19 protein-coding genes are annotated in these 19840 nt (G+C 41.9%); 14 read left to right on the forward strand and 5 right to left on the reverse strand.

Annotated features, from left to right (window positions below; translation table 11 throughout):
* Positions 1 to 428: 428 nt before the first annotated feature.
* Positions 429 to 1361 (forward strand): glycine--tRNA ligase subunit alpha, encoded by a 933-nt coding sequence (gene glyQ, locus EQG49_RS12125; RefSeq protein ID WP_133364224.1) that lies wholly within the window; start codon positions 429 to 431, stop codon positions 1359 to 1361.
* Positions 1362 to 1363: 2 nt separating this feature from the next.
* Positions 1364 to 3451 carry a glycine--tRNA ligase subunit beta gene (gene glyS / locus EQG49_RS12130; RefSeq protein ID WP_133364225.1) on the forward strand — a complete coding sequence of 696 codons (2088 nt, stop codon included), beginning with the start codon at positions 1364 to 1366 and terminating at the stop codon, positions 3449 to 3451.
* 56 nt (positions 3452 to 3507) lie between these two features.
* Here glyS and EQG49_RS12135 read toward each other — a convergent pair whose 3' ends face one another.
* Positions 3508 to 3792 (reverse strand): LysR family transcriptional regulator, encoded by a 285-nt coding sequence (locus EQG49_RS12135; RefSeq protein WP_165964893.1) that lies wholly within the window; start codon positions 3790 to 3792, stop codon positions 3508 to 3510.
* 262 nt (positions 3793 to 4054) lie between these two features.
* Here EQG49_RS12135 and EQG49_RS12140 point away from each other — a divergent pair, with 262 nt between their 5' ends.
* Positions 4055 to 4438 (forward strand): hypothetical protein, encoded by a 384-nt coding sequence (locus tag EQG49_RS12140; RefSeq protein ID WP_133364227.1) that lies wholly within the window; start codon positions 4055 to 4057, stop codon positions 4436 to 4438.
* Between the two features lie 227 nt (positions 4439 to 4665).
* Here EQG49_RS12140 and EQG49_RS12145 read toward each other — a convergent pair whose 3' ends face one another.
* Positions 4666 to 5523 (reverse strand): N-acetylmuramoyl-L-alanine amidase family protein, encoded by an 858-nt coding sequence (locus EQG49_RS12145; protein ID WP_133364228.1) that lies wholly within the window; start codon positions 5521 to 5523, stop codon positions 4666 to 4668.
* A 184-nt stretch (positions 5524 to 5707) separates the two neighbouring features.
* Between EQG49_RS12145 and EQG49_RS12150 the strand changes: the two genes are divergently transcribed.
* From EQG49_RS12150 to EQG49_RS12165, 4 genes are all read left to right on the forward strand, one after another.
* Entirely contained in the window at positions 5708 to 6586 is an 879-nt protein-coding gene (locus EQG49_RS12150) for a YitT family protein (protein ID WP_133364596.1), read from the forward strand.
* A 647-nt stretch (positions 6587 to 7233) separates the two neighbouring features.
* Entirely contained in the window at positions 7234 to 8151 is a 918-nt protein-coding gene (locus EQG49_RS12155; protein ID WP_133364229.1) for a deoxyribonuclease IV, read from the forward strand.
* A 119-nt stretch (positions 8152 to 8270) separates the two neighbouring features.
* Complete coding sequence (gene rpsU, locus EQG49_RS12160; RefSeq protein WP_133364230.1) at positions 8271 to 8459, forward strand: 30S ribosomal protein S21; 189 nt, start codon at positions 8271 to 8273, stop codon at positions 8457 to 8459.
* A gap of 644 nt (positions 8460 to 9103) precedes the next feature.
* Positions 9104 to 9583 carry a GNAT family N-acetyltransferase gene (locus tag EQG49_RS12165; protein WP_133364231.1) on the forward strand — a complete coding sequence of 160 codons (480 nt, stop codon included), beginning with the start codon at positions 9104 to 9106 and terminating at the stop codon, positions 9581 to 9583.
* Positions 9584 to 9618: 35 nt separating this feature from the next.
* Here the strand turns inward: EQG49_RS12165 and EQG49_RS12170 are convergent, their stop codons facing one another.
* A complete protein-coding gene (locus tag EQG49_RS12170) occupies positions 9619 to 9840 on the reverse strand; it encodes a hypothetical protein (RefSeq protein ID WP_165964894.1) in 222 nt (73 codons plus the stop codon).
* Positions 9841 to 10054: 214 nt separating this feature from the next.
* Between EQG49_RS12170 and EQG49_RS12175 the strand changes: the two genes are divergently transcribed.
* The 4 genes from EQG49_RS12175 (at position 10055) to EQG49_RS12190 (ending at position 13207) form a co-directional block, all read left to right on the forward strand.
* On the forward strand, positions 10055 to 10474 hold the full coding sequence (locus EQG49_RS12175; RefSeq protein ID WP_133364233.1) for a DUF697 domain-containing protein: 420 nt from the start codon (positions 10055 to 10057) through the stop codon (positions 10472 to 10474).
* A gap of 94 nt (positions 10475 to 10568) precedes the next feature.
* Positions 10569 to 10907 carry a hypothetical protein gene (locus EQG49_RS12180; RefSeq protein ID WP_133364597.1) on the forward strand — a complete coding sequence of 113 codons (339 nt, stop codon included), beginning with the start codon at positions 10569 to 10571 and terminating at the stop codon, positions 10905 to 10907.
* 138 nt (positions 10908 to 11045) lie between these two features.
* Positions 11046 to 12017, forward strand: coding sequence for an asparaginase (locus tag EQG49_RS12185; RefSeq protein ID WP_133364598.1), 972 nt, complete (start codon positions 11046 to 11048; stop codon positions 12015 to 12017).
* 233 nt (positions 12018 to 12250) lie between these two features.
* Positions 12251 to 13207 (forward strand): DMT family transporter, encoded by a 957-nt coding sequence (locus tag EQG49_RS12190; protein ID WP_133364234.1) that lies wholly within the window; start codon positions 12251 to 12253, stop codon positions 13205 to 13207.
* Positions 13208 to 13603: 396 nt separating this feature from the next.
* Here the strand turns inward: EQG49_RS12190 and EQG49_RS12195 are convergent, their stop codons facing one another.
* Positions 13604 to 13861: a hypothetical protein gene (locus tag EQG49_RS12195; RefSeq protein ID WP_133364235.1), complete on the reverse strand. Its 258-nt coding sequence runs from the start codon at positions 13859 to 13861 to the stop codon at positions 13604 to 13606.
* Positions 13848 to 14786 (reverse strand): YitT family protein, encoded by a 939-nt coding sequence (locus EQG49_RS12200; protein ID WP_133364236.1) that lies wholly within the window; start codon positions 14784 to 14786, stop codon positions 13848 to 13850. The genes EQG49_RS12195 and EQG49_RS12200 overlap by 14 nt, the downstream gene beginning before the upstream one ends.
* Before the next feature lie 362 nt (positions 14787 to 15148).
* On the opposite strand from EQG49_RS12200, the gene EQG49_RS12205 reads away from it, so the two are divergent.
* The 3 genes from EQG49_RS12205 (at position 15149) to EQG49_RS12215 (ending at position 19294) form a co-directional block, all read left to right on the forward strand.
* Complete coding sequence (locus tag EQG49_RS12205) at positions 15149 to 16357, forward strand: CCA tRNA nucleotidyltransferase (RefSeq protein ID WP_133364237.1); 1209 nt, start codon at positions 15149 to 15151, stop codon at positions 16355 to 16357.
* Positions 16358 to 16408: 51 nt separating this feature from the next.
* Positions 16409 to 18298, forward strand: a complete 1890-nt coding sequence (locus tag EQG49_RS12210; RefSeq protein WP_133364238.1) for an ABC-F family ATP-binding cassette domain-containing protein — start codon at positions 16409 to 16411, stop codon at positions 18296 to 18298.
* Positions 18299 to 18457: 159 nt separating this feature from the next.
* The gene (locus EQG49_RS12215; protein WP_133364239.1) at positions 18458 to 19294 is read left to right on the forward strand and encodes a thymidylate synthase; all 837 of its coding nucleotides are present in this window, start codon (positions 18458 to 18460) and stop codon (positions 19292 to 19294) included.
* The last annotated feature ends 546 nt before the right edge of the window (positions 19295 to 19840 follow it).

The following is a 19840-nucleotide window of genomic DNA, read 5'->3' on the forward strand; positions in this document are numbered from 1 at the left end:
GGCTATTTTTCTGACACTTCCTTATTGATATCGCTGCCCAGAGGTACTATAATCAACAGTGAATTGAATATTGAATAACGTTGAAGAAAGAAATTCATCGAAGTAACTACTTCCAGCGAGTTTGGGTTAGTGTAAGCCAAGCAAGTAGTTAAAGATGAACGGCGCTTTTGGAGTTATCGTATTTGTAACGAAGCTGCCTAGTATGACTAGGAAGTAGGGTGGAACCGCGTTAATTAACGTCCCTATGTCAATGATAATATTGGCGTAGGGACCTTTTTGTATTCTACGTCAAAAATTTAGGAGCCGTCCGGGCACGAAATTAACTTTGCTTCAATTTCAAGACTCGTTCAGTTCCGAAATGCAGTGAAACTATTTAGGAGCCGTCCGGGCATCCGAAATGCAGTTAAACTATTTAGGAGGATTACGCAATGACACAAAAATTGCCAATGCAACAAATTATTTTGAAATTGCAACAATACTGGGCCGCGCAAGGTGCCATGTTGATGCAAGCTTACGATACTGAAAAGGGTGCGGGGACAATGAGTCCTTACACATTCTTGCGGGCGATTGGACCGGAACCTTGGAACGCCGCTTATGTAGAACCTTCACGTCGTCCAGCTGATGGTCGTTATGGTGATAATCCTAACCGTTTGTTCCAACACCACCAATTCCAAGTTGTGATGAAGCCATCACCTGATAATATCCAAGAACTTTACTTGGGTTCATTGCGTGAATTAGGGATCGAACCGCTTGAACACGATATCCGTTTTGTTGAAGATAACTGGGAAAACCCATCAATGGGTGCCGCCGGTGTTGGTTGGGAAGTCTGGCTTGATGGGATGGAAGTTACCCAATTTACGTACTTCCAACAAGTTGGTGGTTTGCAAGTCGACTCTGTTACCTCAGAAGTTACTTACGGACTTGAACGTTTAGCCTCATACATCCAAGACGTTGAAACAGTTTATGATCTTGAATGGGCCGATGGTGTCTTGTACGGTGATATCTTCAAGGAACCAGAATTTGAACACTCAAAATACGCTTTTGAAGAATCAAACCAAGACATGTTATTGGAAATGTTTGATAACTTCGAACGTGAAGCGAAACGTTTACTTGACTTAGGTCTTGTTCACCCAGCTTATGACTACATTTTAAAGAGCTCACACACATTCAACTTGTTGGATGCCCGTGGGACAGTTTCAGTTACTGAACGTGCCGGCTACTTGAGCCGAATTCGTAACATGGCGCGTGCCGTGGCGAAGGCGTTTGTGGCTGAACGTAAGAAGCGTGGATTCCCATTGTTGAAGGATCCAGAATTACGCGCCAAATATTTGGCTGACGAAGACGATAAGGAGGCTAAGTAATCATGGCTCATAACTTTTTATTAGAAATCGGTTTAGAAGAAATCCCTGCGCACGTTGTTACACCAAGTATTGATCAACTTGCTAAGCGTGTTGGTAAGTTCTTGGACGACCAACGGATTAGCTACGGTGAAATCAAAAAGTTCTCAACTCCACGACGTTTGGCACTCCAAATTCTTGATTTGGCTGATGGTCAACCGGATGTTGAAGAAGAAGTTAAAGGACCTGCAAAAAAGATTGCGCTTGATGCTGAAGGCAACTGGTCAAAGGCTGCGCAAGGTTTTGTCCGCGGACAAGGTGCCACGACTGATGATATTTTCTTCAAGGAATTGAAGGGCGTTGAATACCTCTATGTCAACAAGTTCACGGCTGGTAAGCCAGTGGCTGAAGTCTTGGTTGATTTGAAGGACGTTGTGACGGCAATGAACTTCCCAACGATGATGCGATGGGCGAATAACTCATTTGAATACGTGCGTCCAATCAAGTGGTTGGTAGCATTGTTGGATAATGAGTTGATTCCATTCTCAATTCTTGATAAGACCGTTGACCGCTTTTCACGTGGACACCGTTTCTTAGGTCACGATGTTGAATTTACGGACGCATTAAGCTACGAACAAACATTGAAAGATGTCTTCGTAATTGCCGATGCACAAGCGCGTAAAGATTTGATTCGTGCACAAGTTTTGGCGATTGCAGCTGAAAATAACTGGAAGATTGAAATCGATGAAGACTTGCTTGAAGAAGTTAACAACTTGGTTGAATGGCCAACGGCGTTTACTGGTTCATTCAAGGAAGAATACTTGGCCGTGCCGGATGAAGTTTTAGTCACTTCAATGAAGGAACACCAACGTTTCTTCTATGTAACGGATGCCGAAGATAACTTGTTACCACACTTTATCTCTGTTCGTAACGGTAACGCTGAATTTATCGAAAACGTTGCGCGTGGGAACGAAAAAGTGTTGACGGCTCGTTTGGAAGATGCCAAGTTCTTCTACGCTGAAGATCAAAAGCAAACAATCGCTGACTACATGGAAAAAGTTAAGAAATTGGCATTCCACGATAAGATTGGTTCTGTTTACGAACACATGATGCGTGTGAAGACGATTGCGCAATCAATTGGTAAAAAGGTTGGTTTATCTGAAACAGAACTTAAAGATTTGGCACGCGCGTCAGAAATCTACAAGTTTGACCTTGTTACTGGTATGGTTGGTGAATTCTCTGAATTGCAAGGGATCATGGGTGAAAAATACGCCTTAATCTTTGGTGAAACTGCCGGTGTTGCCCAAGCAATTCGCGAACACTACATGCCTGTTTCAGCTGAGGGTGAACTTCCAGCCTCAAATGTGGGTGCTGTCTTGGCTTTGGCTGACAAATACGATTCAATCGTGACGTTCTTTGCTGCTGGGATGATTCCATCTGGTGCCAACGATCCTTACGCATTGCGTCGTTCAGCACTTGGTATGACCCGCATCTTGCGTGACAAGCAATGGGCAGTTGACTTGCCAGAAATTAACGTTGAACTTGCTAACGCCTTGAAGGCCGATGCAACTGGTTTGAATGATGACGTTTTGGCAAACATCACCGAAGTTTCAAGTGATGTTCAAAGCTTTATGACTGACCGGGTTAAGCAATTGCTTAATGGTCAAAAACTCCGTCACGATATCGTTGATGCGGTCATCAATAATGAAGAAACTGATGTCTTGAAGATGTTCGCGCAAGCTAAAGTGCTTGATGCGCACAAGGACGATGTCGACTTCCGTTCCGTGGTTGAAGCATTGACCCGTGCGATGCGTTTGGCTAACCAAAACGAAGTCGAAGGTGACTTAACGGTTGATCCTGCGTTGTTTGAAAATGATTCTGAAAAGGCGTTGTACGCAGCGGTGGTTGCTATTCAACCTAAGTTGTCAGCAACTGATTTGGAAGCTAACTTCACCGAAATTAGCTCATTGGAAGCTGTCATTGCGGCTTACTTTGATGAAACGATGATCATGGCTGAAGATGCAGCTGTGCGCACAAATCGTTTAAAGCAATTAACAATTGTGGCGCAAATTGCCCGAACAATTGGTAACTTAAATGAATTAATTGTTAAATAATTAGCGAAAAAAGAAGTATTCGATAAACGAATACTTCTTTTTTTTATATTTATTATTCAAATGTCTTTGCTTCGGATTTGGCCAAAAGTTTCAAAAGATTTTAGTACGTATTGTGAATGTTCATAAGCGCGTTGACCTGCAGCTGTAAGCATCATGCCCTTATTCCGAGTAAATAAACTCATATTTAGAAATATTTCAAGTTGGTGAATTGATTTAGTGATTGTTGGTTGTGAGAGATTCAGTATTTCGGCAGTGCGACTAACGCTCTTTAATTCAGCAACGGTACTAAATATGTAAAGTAATCGAATATCAAATGATTGCATATGTTCCGTTTTGTCCATATTAACCTCCTTAAAATAATATATTCCTCTGCAAATGTCTTTGGATTTCATATGTTAACTTTAGCGCTTACTTAAACGTATTGTCAACATTAAGTTATTATGAATTGTAATAATAAGAAAATATAATGAGCATTTATTCATTATTTGTATTTTACTTTTATATATTAATTTGTGATTATAGAATAAATCATTTTTTGCGATTGGAAATTCAGCTATCAGCTATTTCTAACTTTTGCAAAAGAAATGGGAGGAAGGTGTGGAGATGCAGTACATTGGGGTCACTTTTAACAGTTCAGTACAACATATAAAAAAAGTTCAAAATAATATCATCGGCTTAAAAGTTACAGCTAGTGCGGCTGGAAAGTTTGAGCGTTATGGACAAACTATTATTTATCCTAAACCAGAAGGTACGGCTGGATTTGCGGTGATAATTGATGAAGGGGTAAATTATGCTGGTCCACTCGAAGAACTGCAAGTGTTTGCGGTATTAGGTTTTTCAAATGAATATGCGACACCTGAAAAAACGGCGATGTTACACGAACAGTTTGAACAAGATAATGCGGTGTTGAAAGCAGAGAAAAAGCGCAATGAACTAGTGGAATCAATCAGAGATTTTCAAAGTTCAATGGCGCAGAAACGAATGTAATTTACAAATAAATTAATAAAGTTGGTTACTGCCCAGTTGCAAAAACTGCTACTTAAAACGCGTATCAAGCGACTGGGATTAGTTTAGTGTCAAGTGACCACGCTCAACGTTTGATGGGCTTAGAACAGGCGGTGCACTCGTTAGCGGCGGTGCCAAGCTCAGACTAATAGAGTATAGAGAAAAATACCGGTCAATCTCAAATATGAGGCTGACCGGTATTTGTTTGATTATTTACTTTCGTTGTAGAAGTAATTATCTAAACCGCTTGTGACGGCTTTGGCGACTTTATTGGGGTAGCCGGGAGAGCTAATGGCTTTGAAATCTTTATTCGTGTTGATGTAACCCATTTCAAGTAAAACTGCTGGGCGTTTGTTATTACGAATGACTTCAAAATTTCCGAAATCAACCCCACGATTTTTCATCGGGAAATGATCCATTTGGGCGTTGAGTGTTTTGGCTAAGGTTAATGAACCATTATCTTTGTGATAATAATAAGTTGTTAAGCCACTGACCACGTTTTTCTTACCGTAAGAATCAAAGTGGAAAGAAACAAATGCATCGGCCTTGGCGCGGTTGGCAATTTCAGGAATGTCTTTTAAATACACAAGTTTATCGGTATGTCGCGTCATGATGACCTTGGCACCATATGCTTCAAGCGCTTTACGAACAGCTAAAGCCGTTTTGAGCGTGTAGGTTTTTTCGTATTGCCCATCATTGGATAGGGCACCGGTGTCGCTACCACCGTGACCTGGATCTAGGACGATGGTTGTTTCAGCCATGGGGGTTAATTTTTTTAGTGGGGTCTTGCGGTCTAGTAGCCACGTGGCAACCCAACCAGTTTTTTCGTTAGGTTTACGCACTTCGGTCCAATCGCCGTCCTCTTGGAGGATACGCAATTTCGTGTGTTTTGTTACGTAACCGAGTTGCTTAGCATTCCGATTTGGGCGATCACGGAGGGGGATTTCTGCTAGGTCAACTGTGATTTGGTTTTTATTTAATAAAATCACAGTTAAAATTGCCATGACGATGACGAAGCCAGCTGTTAGGGCAAGGGGTAACCAATTAGTTTTAAAGTAATTTTTCATGGGAAATATTCCATTTCATGTTATGTATGCTACACTTTATTTAATTAGTCTAGATTAGCACAAATGACACGACTTGGCGATATTTTCTGCGGAGTTTTCGCAGAATCAAGTCATTTGTTAGCGATAGTTTGACAAGGTACTGTATAATGACTTAATAAACTATTACGAGTAAAAGGAAAAAATGATGCACGACATACAAACATATATTGAAAAGCACCAGTACGCCGGTCGTATTGGAACCGCATTTATTTATGCAATCATGGTTTCAATTGCCTTGAATTTCTTTTGGACGCCGGGTCACATTTATTCTTCTGGCTTTACCGGGTTATCACAACTGTTTGATTCACTTTCAAAGGGTATTTTTGGTTTTAACATTCCAGTTTATGTTTTCTATTTTGTGTTTAATCTACCATTAATTGTGATGGCTTGGCGCAAAATTGGCCATCGGTTCGCCATTTTCACGATGATTGCAGTTATCTTGGCATCAACGATGATTCGTTTGATCAACACACCAACGGCTTTGACGCATGATCCACTGATTGATGCTATCTTTGGTGGCTTAGTTAACGGTTTTGCGACAGGGCTTGCGTTACGTAACGGAATCTCGACGGGTGGTTTAGATATCATTGGTATCTTGATTCGTAAGCGGACGGGGATGCGTATGGGGGTTGTGAATATGACCTTTAACGCCTTCATTATGATTGCTGCTGGTTTGGTTTTTGGTTGGCAATTTGCGTTCTACTCAGCGATTGGGGTTTTCGTTAACGCGAAGGTCATTGATATGGTCTATACACGTCAACAAAAGATGCAAATCATGATTATCACCGATCGTCCAAAGACGGTGGTTGATTCCATTCAAAACCACTTACGTCGTGGTATTACGATTGTCCACGGGGCAGAAGGTGCATACAAGCACGACGACAAAGCGGTCTTATTTACGGTTATTTCACAATACGAACAATTTGAAGCACGTGAGGCATTAACTGAAGCGGATCCACATGCATTCATGTCCATGTGGCGGATTGAACGAACCGTTGGTAATTTTTACGAACCGAAATTATAGCTTTAGAAAATGTCAGCTAATCATTTTGATTGGTTGGCATTTTTTTCTATTTCGTCTGACGTGGGATTGAATAAGATTGGCCACTGCGTGCCAGTAAATTACTTGGCGCACCGCGCTGGAAGCAGCCTCCCAAGCCAAAGTGTGGTCTTGGGAGGTTCGGACAAGCTGGGAGTCTAAGGAATAAATTCCTAAGACTCCTCATCTCATCCTCAGCGGAAATATGTGCTTCACACATATTCCCCCAGTCGCGGTGTAAAGGCTGCGCCCGCCAAGCAATTTACTGGCACTCCGTTAGTTGGGAATAATTCTCAAACTAGTGAAAAAAGTTGCCAACCACAGGCCACGGTAGCTTGGGAAAAACAACTTGACAATAGAACCTCAGTAATTCGATTTTTGCAAAATATAGAAATGAGAATCCTACGCTAAAACAATATAGAAACGCATTTTTTAATAGAAATCAGAACGATAAAAAATTTATTGTTGAAGCTGATATGTAAATTGTGCGACTGGCGTTAAAATAGCTTAAGCACTCTAAACATTGATTGAGTTGTAGCAGTCACATGAAAAACGTTAGTTAATGATTATGATTAGCTAGCGTTTTTTAGTATACTGATAGTAATGATAATTTAAGGTAAAGGGAGAAAGACATGACATTACGATTAGGTTCACACGTGGGGATGAGCGGTAAAGAAATGCTGTTAGGCTCAGCTAAAGAAGCTGCTGGATACGGGGCAACGACGTTTATGATTTATACTGGCGCACCCCAAAATACGCGGCGAAAAGACACCAGCGAAATGAATATTCCTGCTGGCCAAGCCTTCATGGCCGAACATGATTTGCAAGATATTGTGGTCCACGCCCCATACATCATTAATTTGGCTAATGCAGAGAAAATGGACTTCGGGGTCGAATTTTTACGCGGGGAAATTATGCGTGCTCAAGCTTTGGGGGCTACCCAAATGACTTTGCACCCAGGAGCCCATGTGGGTGCTGGTGCCGAAGCCGGGATTGCGTCAATTGCCAAAGGCTTAAATGAAGTCATTACGCCAGATCAAAAAATTTCAATTGCGATTGAAACGATGGCGGGTAAGGGCACTGAAGTCGGGCGGACATTTGAAGAAATTGCCAGCATGATTGACCAAATTAAGCTCAACGAACATGTTTCAGTTACGATGGATACTTGTCACATGAGTGATGCGGGTTACAATGTGCGGGCGGATTTTGATGGTGTGTTGAATGAATTTGACCACATTATTGGTTTAGATAAGTTAGGTGTTATGCACGTTAATGATTCTAAGAACCCGCAAGGAGCACACAAAGACCGGCATGAAAATATTGGCTTTGGCTACCTCGGCTTTGACGCGTTACACCAAGTTGTCATGCATCCCCAATTAGCTGGTATTTCAAAGATTTTGGAAACCCCATATGTTGGTGCGGACAAAAAAACGGCGGTCGCACCATACGGGGCAGAAATTGCGATGCTACGGGCCGGTGAATTTGACTATCATTTACGCGAAAAATTAGTCGCTGATTGGGAAGAATTACCATTGCCAATTGAAAATTAAATTTAACTAACTAAATAATTAGCATTGACTTGAGCGACTATTTTTGCAATAATAGTTTTTGAGCATTCGTACAATTTATTTGTGATGATGTTACATGTAACCGAGAGGAGGTGTATTTCATGGCAAAGACAGTCGTTCGTAAAAACGAATCTCTTGATGATGCACTTCGTCGTTTCAAACGTGGCGTTTCTAAGGATGGTACACTCCAAGAATTCCGCAAGCGCGAATTCTACGAAAAGCCTTCCGTAAAAAAGAAGCTTAAATCAGAAGCAGCTCGCAAACGTAAGAACAAGAAGTCTCGTTTCTAATAGAGAGAGTCTTAAACCCTTGATACCATTGGTATTGAGGGTTTTTCTTTGGCACTTTTTTCGTCTAACGTGGAATTTATAAAATGTGGTGAGATGTATGATGCCACTGCGTGCCTGAAAATCACATTGTGCACCGAGATGGAAGCACATGCCCAAGCCAAAGGACGGTCTTGGGCAATTCGGGATAGCTGGCAGTCTAATGGCTAAAGCCAAAAGACTGCTCATCTACCCTCAGCGACAAACTCGACACGTGGTGTCAAGTTCGTCCCATTTCGGTGTAAAGCCTACCGGCCACAAAGTGATTTTCAGTCACTCCGCTAGATAATTGTGGAATTATTGATTACCGCTAAACTTGCAGCGACAAGGATTACGGCATATTACTAGTCAGACTGCCTCGTAGTGGGAATCAATCTGAGACACACATCCAAATTCCACGCCAGAAAAATTTTAGCCACAAAATTGGCCACTCCGTTAGTTAGAAATAATGGTCAAACTAGCGAAAAGCAGTACAAATTTATCGTTTTATACACTGTTTTACCGTATTAAGATGCGACAAAAGTGTGACTTTTTGAAATGTTTAGAATTTCGCTTAAAAAGTCACACTTTATAAAAGTAAGTTATTTTGAGTGAGAGAGGTATTTTCGATGCAAATTCGGGCAATTGAACCTAAAGATGACGCAGCGTTACAAGCAATCATTAAAGTTAATTTAAAAAATAATAATTTGGTGTTACCGGGGACTGCGTATTATGATCCTGAATTGGCTCATTTGAGTGCCTATTATGCCACACACGCGCCAAGTCGTTATTTTGTGTTGGTGGATGACATGGGTGCGGTACTTGGTGGCGTTGGTGTGGCACCGTTTGATTTGGAACGGGGGATTGCGGAATTACAAAAGTTATATATTGCGCCAAATGAACAAGGCAAGGGCTACAGTAAAATGTTAATGGATGCTGCTCTTGCCTTTGCGCAAACTGAGTTTAAGGCATTGTATTTGGAGACGCATACTAACTTGGTGGCAGCGTTGGGTTTATATGACCGCTATGGTTTTGAACGCTTGAGTGCGCCGATTGCCGGATCAGAACACTCGACGATGAATGTGTGGATGCTAAAAAAATTCAGTTAACGACGTGAAAGTCATTAACTGAATCTAATTTGGGGTTATACCATTGGCTCAAGGTCATTATCAGATAGTTCTTTGAATTCGGTTGCTTCGAGCTGTTCGGCTTTAGCTTTTAAGCACATATCACTAAAACTGGTGAAATTAGTATGTAAGCTGATAAAACGGTTAAAAGCTTGGGTTTGAAAAATTCCGGGATCATTAGGCATACCAGCGGCCGTTAGTAAATCCTTGAAAGAATCGAATTCGGTGAAACTTTGCATGAAATTATTTGTGAAAAAAGAACTGGTGATCATTATTGTGCTCCCTGATAGTTGAAATTTTAGCGCAGTTTTCATTATAGCGGAGCATTATGAAGATACGTTAACGAAAGCTAGAGTATAATAAGAACTAAGCGGAAGCAAACGATGCTTAAAGTTAATAACTGCGGAATGCCAAGCGGGCAACGGAGTTTAATGAAATTACGAGGTGAAAACAATGCCAATGACAGCAGTTCAACAAAAACAAGTCGGAAAAATTATTCACGGTTCATCAATTGCCGCTGCCGGCGTGGGGGCAGCGCCAATTCCATTTGTCGACGCGCTCCCAATTACGGCCCTACAAATAAATATGATTATTCAAATTGGTAAAGTTTTCGATCAATATATTGCCAAGAGTGCCCTGATGGGAATTACCCAAGCGTTGGCAGTTACTGCTGCTGGGCGTGGTGTCGTAGCGTTGGTTCCAGTTGTTGGCTGGGGGGTTAATGCTACTGTGGCGGGGGCTTTAACCGAAGCGCTTGGCTGGTCAGTTGCGAACTCATTAGCTGATGGCGTGAAGCCAGAGACGATTTTCAATCCGCAAAATGTCCCAGCTTTAATGCGTCAAGTTGTGCAAATGGCGAAACATAAACGGTAGCGGTTACAAAATCTTTGATAATTTTGAGAAGGTGGCTTGTGTAATTCATAATTTAATAGTAATATGAATGAATAGAATTTTTGAAGAAAGTGAGCTGATGCCAGTGTTAAACCGTACAAAACAATGGTTGCGTAAGAACGACTTTGAATATAAAAAAGCATACATCCGTCCAATGATGGTGCCTGAGCACGTTTACGTGTTGAAGTTCGGTCGTGCAGATCACATCAACTCGCGTGTTATTGTAAAATATAAGCATTCATTTATCGGTCGCTTGACTGTCAAGGAATTGGATTTGCGCCTGCATGGGCAACATAATCCACGAATTTTCGCAAGTGAAGATGACTTATTGGATTATCTTGAAAATCACCTTGAAAAGATTAATCTTGATGCTTACAAACACCCAGAACGTATGAGTGAAGCGCAACCAAAATAATCGTTATATTAATGATCTAAGGCACGTGTTTCGATTATTCGGAATGCGTGTTTTTTAGTACTTGCAAACTGATTGATTGTCGATAGGCCAAATGGTGAGTATACTGAAACAATGAAAACAAACGGAGATGAAAAGCGCATGAAGAAAATTTTAGTTCTGCATACCGGTGGCACAATTGCCATGCACGAAGAAGCCAACGGCGATGTTGCCCAAGGTGCCGAAAATCCGCTAATGAGCGCGGCATTGAGTACGGCTGAAGATGTTGAATTAATCGTTGAGGACATTTTTAATTTGCCCAGCCCCCATGTTACACCTGAACACATGTTGCAATTGAAGGATCGGATTCAAATGGCAATTCGCAATGAAGGCATTTTTGGGGTTGTGATTACTCATGGTACGGACACGTTAGAAGAAACTGCCTATTTCTTGGACTCAACGATTGCCAGTGCGACACCGATTGTGGTGACTGGTGCCATGCGTTCATCGAATGAATTGGGTAGCGATGGTTTATACAATTACTTGAGCGCAATTCGTGTCGCCGGTGATGAACAATCCCGTGGCAAGGGCGTTTTGGTGGTGATGAACGACGAAATTCATCCCGCCCGCTACGTCACCAAGACGCACACCACTAATGTGGCGACTTTTCAATCACCCTCAAATGGGCCAATTGGCTTAATCACGAAGAAACAAATTGTGTTTTATCACCAATTAACACCATACGCGATTTATGATATTGATAGTGTGCAAGGAAGTGTGCCGATTGTGAAGGCATATGCAGGGATGAGTGGCGACATTTTTGGTTTGTTGTTTGGCCATGGTATTGATGGCTTAATCATCGAGGCATTAGGGGCGGGTAATTTGCCACCTAAAGCTGCTGCGGGCATTCAAACGTTGTTAGATGCAAAAATTCCAGTTGTGTTAGTTTCACGGAGTTTCAATGGGGTCGCCGAACCAGTATATAGTTACGAAGGTGGGGGCGCTCAACTTGAAGAAAAGGGTGTCATGTTTGGCAATAGTATGAATTCTCAAAAGGCGCGCTTGAAATTGTTGATTGGGTTAAATGCTCATTTGGATGCGCAACAATTACGCAGCTATATGCATGATAATTAATTTATGATTTTGTATTATTTGCGTTAGTCATCACGTTATGACTGACGTATTTTCTTTGCAGGTATTTAGTTGTCGTATTATATTTATAAAAGTGGTAGTATGGACTTCGTTACAAAAAGTAAGTGAAAATATTGTTTTTGGTGATGTGAGTCACATAGATTGATTGGCTGCTTTTACACAGCTGATTTTAGTTCAACGTTCAATGAAATTATAATTATTAAGGAGATTCAATCATGGTATTAGCATTAATGTTAGTGGGCTTGATTGCTGGGGTGATTCTTGCCAATCAAAACCCAGTCAATGCGTTGTTGCGGACATTTGTTGGTTCGCCATATCGCGCGTCGTTCATTTCGTTTTCTGTGGGGGTAGTCTTTATTGGGATTATCACATTGATTAGTGGAGCGACACTATTTCCAACGGGTGCTGAAATTTCTGGTAATCCAGCTTGGTTATGGCTTGGTGGGGCAATTGCTGCCATCTATTTAACATCAAATATTTTGTTGTTTCCAAAGTTGGGGGCAATTCAAACGGTTATTTTACCAATTTTAGGTCAAGTTTTGATGGGGACGGTGATTGATACATTCGGTTTGTTCGGTGATCACCAGATTCCATTAACGGCATCGCGCGTAATCGGTGTGGTGATTCTCTTGCTTGGAATGGTAATTGCCGTGGTATTGGCTAATCGTACCAAAGCTGAAGCTGGTTTTGCCAAAGTTTTGGAAGGCACTGAAACAGCTTCGAGCTTAACTGCTTGGCGTGTCTGGGGTGTGATTGCCGGAATGTTATCAGCGACCCAACAAGCAATTAATGGGCAACTCGGTGTGGTTGTTGGCAGTCCTTTGAAAGCGACCTTTATTTCATTTTTGATTTCATGGTTTGTCGTCTTGTTGATGGTCTTGGTTATTGATCATCGCCCAATCCCAACGAAAGCTGAAATTAAGGGCTTACCTTGGTGGGCATGGATTGGTGGTGTCTTAGGTTCACTGTTTGTCTTGTTAACAGTTATCTTAGTACCACGGATTGGCGCTGGCTTAACGGTGACAACTGCTTTAATCGGTCAAATTGGTGGTTCTGTCATTGTCGCCCTCTGGGGTATGTGGCGTTCACCAAAAGCACCGGTTAAACGATTGCAAGTTATTGGAATTGTGGTAATGATTATCGGTGTGTTGGTTATTAAAGGTTTAATTTAATTTTTATCATAGATGAAAGGCGTTCGCATGGTGCGAGCGCTTTTTTGTTTTGTTTGACGTGGGATTGAAGTTTGAATAAAATTGGCCACTACGTTAGTTAGGAATAATGTAGCTAGCGGAAAACAGGTACCAACCACAGACTGCAGGAGCATGGGAAAAACAACTGGAGTGAAGTGGGGCACAAGGTTGCAGCCTTTTGTTCGTTAACAAGCCTGATTTCTACCTTACTACGATAAGGAGAAATCAGGCTTGTATTGCAGGCTGGATAAGTTATGTCCGGCCCTAATTCGATGATTGAAAAGTACAGAAACGATAATCCAACGCTAGAATAAATGGCTCGTTTATTTTCCAAACAAAAAGCTCGTTTCCGACTTAAAGTGGAAGCGAGCTTTTAGCTTAGCGATATGGTTGTAAAGCTTTTAATAATTCAGGTGCTGTTACGTTATTAAATGGTGCGGCCGATTGATACTTTTTAAAGGCTTTGATGAATGGTTTTTCAAATGGAACCCACGGTAAGCTCGGAATTTCGGTTAGTGTTGCCAAATCGTCTAGCTGCATACCGTGATTTAAGAGCACTAGTGCTAATCGCAGTTCAAATGATAAATCGCCATCTTGGATTAGGTGCGATAATGCTTCAAGATCAACTTTTGTCATCTGCTGGTTTGATTGTTACTGGTGTGTGTTTCACCGTAGCACCTTTCTTTAGTAATAATGGTTTACGTGGCCGGTTGTAGGTGAAACCTTCGCCGAGGGTTTCCTGCACGTTCAAGATGGTTGTGAAAGCCCGTTGATCAATGCGTTCAATCAAACCGCGTAATTGGTGCAGTTCATTGGGGGCGACCACGACGTAAACGGTCAAGCGGGGTTCGCGGGTGTACGAACCTTCTGTTTTAAAGTAACTGGCGCCACGATTCATTTCGGTAAAGACGGCCGTGGCGATTTCTTCGGGTTTATTGGTCATAATCATGACACCACGGGCAGCATAGGCACCTTCTTGGGTAATTGTTACAACCCGTGAGAAGACGTATGACGCGACCACAGTATACATCATGTGCAATACGTCGACATAAACGAGTGAGAGCAATAGGACGACGACATCAGCTGCTAAGAGTGATTTCCCCATGGGGATACCGAAGTTTTTTTCTAAAACACGGGCGACGACATCAGAACCACCGGTCGTTCCACCAAAACGGTAAACAAGGCCTGAACCAGCACCGGCAATTAAACCAGCGAGAATACCGGCGATGAACATATCGTGATGGAGGTTGAGCGTAAGAGGAATCTTTTGCCAGAGCCAAATCCAAAATGAAAGAATTGCGATACCATATAATGTATAAATTAGTGAACGTTTACCGAGAATTCGCCAACCGATAATTACCAGTGGGATATTCAGGAGTAACGTTGAATAGGCCGGGTTAAAACCAGTTAAGGCCCGAATAATCAGTGTCAGACCAGCGACACCACCTTCAGCAAGTTTATTGGGGATATTAATATTAACCAATCCCCAACCATACATACCTGTCCCGATGGTAAACATTAAAAAATCGAGTACACGGATTTTTTCGTCCTGTTGTTTCATGCGCATAACCTCCGAGATTTATGTGAAATGCAATTAAAATTTATTCTATCAGTTTTTTTAGTTAATGTCCTACTATAAAACGAATTTATTCTGCGGTGAATGGACACTTGTGCGGTGCGGAAGTGGGGTAAAAGGTCGTTTGTTACACATTGATAACAATTAATGAAGAAATCAGACTTATTTTCTTTGGAAAAGGTACGTAGGGCTGACTGAGGTACTTCATTGAACACGGCAGTCGCTTTAGGATGTGTTTGATACTGAGCAAATAATCAGCGGTTAATCTTAAAGTCATGATTTGTTTTTGGCATTAGCAGCTAAATACAGTAGAATAGTAATCAGAATAGACAAGAATGGAGAATGCCATGCGAGTTGAAAATTTACCAGATGAATTTATTACTGCGCTACCAATATTAACGACAATTACCAATGCCGGGTACGAAGCGTATTTTGTCGGGGGTAGTGTGCGGGATACACTCCTTGGCAAGCCAATTCACGATGTTGATATCGCGACGAGTGCTTATCCTGCCGAAATTAAGGCGTTGTTCAAAAAGACGGTGGATACGGGAATTGAACATGGCACGGTGATGATTTTAGATCACGGTGAAGGCTATGAAACCACGACTTTTCGGACGGAATCGGGTTACACGGATTTTCGGCGGCCGGATGAAGTGACTTTTGTGCGGGATTTGAGCGAAGATTTAAAACGCCGTGATTTTACGATTAACGCGCTAGCGATGCGTGGCAATGGTGAAATTGTTGATTTGTTTGCGGGATTAACGGATTTACAGCAAGGCATATTACGCGCGGTTGGTGATCCGAAAGAACGCTTTCACGAAGATGCGCTCCGAATGATGCGGGCGGTTCGTTTTAGCGCCCAATTAGGGTTTACGATTGAAGCTAATACACAACAGGCAATCAAGAGCGAGGCGCATTTATTGGCCAAGATTGCGGTTGAACGGACAAATGTTGAATTTAGCAAATTACTACTTGGTAAGGATGCTCAACGTGGGTTGCTGGAATTTGCTGAAACTGGGTTGTATCAATATGTGCCTGGGGTGATTAGTGAACACGAACTAGATATTATTGCGGCAGCGACGGCGTTAGAAAATGTTCGATTGACATCGGATGAACAAGCTTGGACGTTTGTTGTTTCGCAATTAGGGTTGGATGAAGCTGCGACGATGGCATTTTTAAAGGCGTGGAAACACAGCAATGACTTAATTAAAACGGTGACCAATGCCAATCGTTTTATCCGCACCTATAAAGCGCAAGCGGTCGTTACCAACTGGGATTTGTATAGCGTGGGTGCTGATTTGTCAATTGCGCTTAGCGTCTTACAAATAACCCAAGTTGATTTTCCTGTGGACCAGTTACAGCAAGCCTACGCAGCGTTACCAATCAAGGATAAACATGAACTAGCCATTAGTGGGCAAGATTTAATTAAGCGTGGTGTGGTGAAACCTGGCCCGATGATGGGAAAAGTCCTCGCACAGTTAGAACAAGGTGTTGTTGCTGGTGAAATGGTTAACGAACCAGCGGCTTTATTAGCCCAAGCTGCAAAAATTATTTAAGGAGTCAGTTAGACTTCGCGCATGCAATGAAATTACAAGGGAGCAAAGTAAATGCAACAATTACGTGTTGAAAATGTCACCAGTACCTATGGTGAAAAAACACTTTTTAAAGATATTTCTTTTTTAATTAACGAAAATGATCGGATTGGTTTGATTGGCGTGAACGGTTCAGGGAAAACGTCTTTGCTGAATGTCATCGCAGAATTAACATCACCAGATGCAGGAACGATTATTAAGCCCAATGATTATCGGATTAGTTATTTGAGCCAACAACCAGTGTTGGATGATAACTTGACGGTGATTGAAGCCGTATTTGATGGGAGTCAACCAGTTTTTCAAACCATTCGCTACTATGAAGCCGCAATCGATGCGTACAGTGCACATCCGGAAGATGAAAAATTATTAGCGCGCTACACCAAAGCCGAAGCGAAAATGAATGCTGAAGATGCTTGGTTGGCTGAAGCTGAAGTTAAAACTATTTTGACGCAATTGCACATTCCTGACTTACAACAAAAAGTGGCCAGCTTATCTGGTGGTCAACGTAAGCGGGTTGGGTTGGCGCAAGTCTTGATTCAAAAACCGGATTTGTTGATTTTAGATGAACCAACCAACCACTTAGATTTTGATTCAATTAATTGGTTAGAAAAATATCTCGCTAGCTATAAAGGTGCCGTTTTGACGGTAACCCACGATCGGTATTTCTTGGATTTAGTGACGACACGGATTTTTGAATTATCTTTTGGTGAGTTGTTTGAATACCAAGGTAACTACCAAGCCTATGTCGAACAAAAAGCCGAACGCGTTGCGGCATCGGTGGTCGCTGATCACAAGCAAGAACAACTTTATAAGAAGGAACTTGCGTGGATGCGGACTGGTGCCAAGGCCCGGACGACCAAGCAAAAAGGTCGTGAAAATGCCTTTGCCGAAATCGAAGCCAATCGGGGCAGCCTCCAACTCGAATCAGATGTCGAATTAAACTTAGGGCAACAACGCTTAGGTAAAAAAGTTATTAATGTGAAAGATGCGAACTTGAAGTTTGATAATACCGTAATTTTGCAGGACTTTAACTTATTGATTCAAGCCAATGATCGCATTGGGATTACTGGTGCGAATGGGGCCGGGAAGTCGACCTTCTTGAATGCGTTAGCTGGCCGGGTGCCATTGGACAGCGGTGTGATTGAGATTGGTGAAACCGTTAAATTAGCCTTTTACACCCAACAAATGGAAGCAATCCCCGATGACAAGCGCATGATTGAATACTTGAGTGACGTGGCGCAAACGATTAAGAATAATGATGGTGAAGATGTCAGCGTGACGGATTTGCTGGAACAATTCTTATTTCCGCGCTTTATGCATGGCACTTTAATCCGGAAATTGTCTGGTGGGGAAAAACGCCGGTTGTATTTGTTGAAATTATTGATGAGTCGCCCGAATGTTTTATTCTTGGACGAACCAACGAATGATTTGGATATTAGTACGTTGACGGTCTTGGAAGACTATTTAGAACACTTCCAAGGTACGGTCATCACAGTTTCCCACGATCGGTACTTCTTGGATAAAGTCGCAGACAAACTATTGATCTTTGATGGTAATGGTGAAATCGAACGTTACACGGGTGTTTTCACGGATTATTTAGCGAGTCAAGAAACTGCTGCTGACGCCGAAAAAACTGCTAAAAAAGCTGAAACGACAACTGATACTGTGGAATCAGCCCCAGAACCTGCGAAGAAAAAATTAACTTGGAATGAAAAGAAAGAATGGGAAACTATTGAAGATGACATTGCTAAGTTAGAAGCACGCCAAAATCAAATCACTACGGATATGGCTGCGAATGGCTCGGATTTTGGTAAATTATCTGATTTACAACGGGAACTCGATGAAGTGGAAACACAACTAGAAGTGAAGATGGAACGTTGGGAATATCTATCAGAATTTGCTTAATTATTTGTCAAGGCTTACATTTAGTAAGCTGATAATGTAAAATAAGCATATGTTCAATTGCAAGGTGCCGTTAATTGTTCGTAATGGTTAGTGATAATGGCGGACAATAAGCGGTCACGGTGTAATTGAAGCAGAATTTAATGAGGAAAGTTGGGTTCTATGACACGAGCTGATGAATTGTTTAAACAAAATATCCAAAATATTCTTGATAATGGGGTGATGTCGGAAAACGCCCGCCCACGTTACAAGAATGGTGAAACCGCCAATAGTAAATATGTGACGGGTTCATTTGCAGAATATGATTTGGCGAATGGGGATTTCCCAATTACGACGTTACGCCCAATTGCGATTAAGTCGGCAATCAAGGAATTACTGTGGATTTATCAAGACCAAAGTAATGATTTGGATGTGCTTGAGAACAAGTACGGGGTGAAGTATTGGCGTGATTGGGCAATTGATGATGGAACAATTGGCCAACGCTATGGTGCGACAGTTCGTAAGCACAACATTATTGGCAACTTGCTTGAAGGGCTCGCGAAGAATCCGTGGAATCGCCGTAACATCATTAACTTGTGGCAATATGATGATTTGGCTGAAACGGCTGGTTTAATGCCATGCGCATTCCAAAGCATGTACGATGTTCGCCGCGTGGGGGATGAAATTTATCTCGATGCGACGTTAATTCAACGTTCAAATGATATGTTAGTGGCCCACCACATTAACGCGATGCAATACGTTGCGTTGCAAATGATGTTGGCCAAGCATTTTGGTTGGAAAGTTGGGAAGTTTTTCTACTTCATCAACAACTTGCACATTTACGATAACCAATTTGAACAAGCTAATGAATTGTTGAGCCGTGAAGGAACTGATGAAAAACCAATCTTGAAGCTCGATGTTCCAGATGGTACTAATTTCTTTGACATCAAGCCCGAAGATTTTGTCATGGAAAACTATCATCCAGTAAAGCCGCAATTGAAGTTTGATTTAGCGATTTAATTACGCTATTCCGTTTGATGTGGGATTGAAGTTTGAATAAACTTGGCCACTACGTGCCGGTAAATTACTTGGCGCACTGCGCTGGAAGCACATGTTCAAGCCAAAGTGCGGTCTTGAACAACTCGGATAAGCTGGGACTCTAAGGAATAAATTCCTAAGAGTCCTCATCTTATCCTCAGCGGGAATATGTGCTGCACACATATTCCCCCAGTCGCGGTGTAAAGGCTGCGCCCGCCAAGCAATTTACCGGCACTCCGTTAGTTAGGGATAATATTGAAACTAGTAAAAGAACAGTCGTTGTTGGGTAGATTCAAGCAGATCAGTAATCATTGATTTTTTAATGTGCCCAAACTAGTGGCTATGGTATATTCCATAGTACGTGCACATTCTTAAACAAAAGTACGGAAATGAGAATCCCACGCTAGAATAAATAGGATTTAATTGAGGCATGGGGTTGGGATATACCCCGATGACTAATTCGCAGCTAATTGATTTAGTGATATAAAGCCGCGGATATGTATCTTATGATATGTATTTGTAATGTGA

It is taken from the genome of Periweissella cryptocerci, assembly GCF_004358325.1.
Taxonomy (GTDB): domain Bacteria; phylum Bacillota; class Bacilli; order Lactobacillales; family Lactobacillaceae; genus Periweissella; species Periweissella cryptocerci.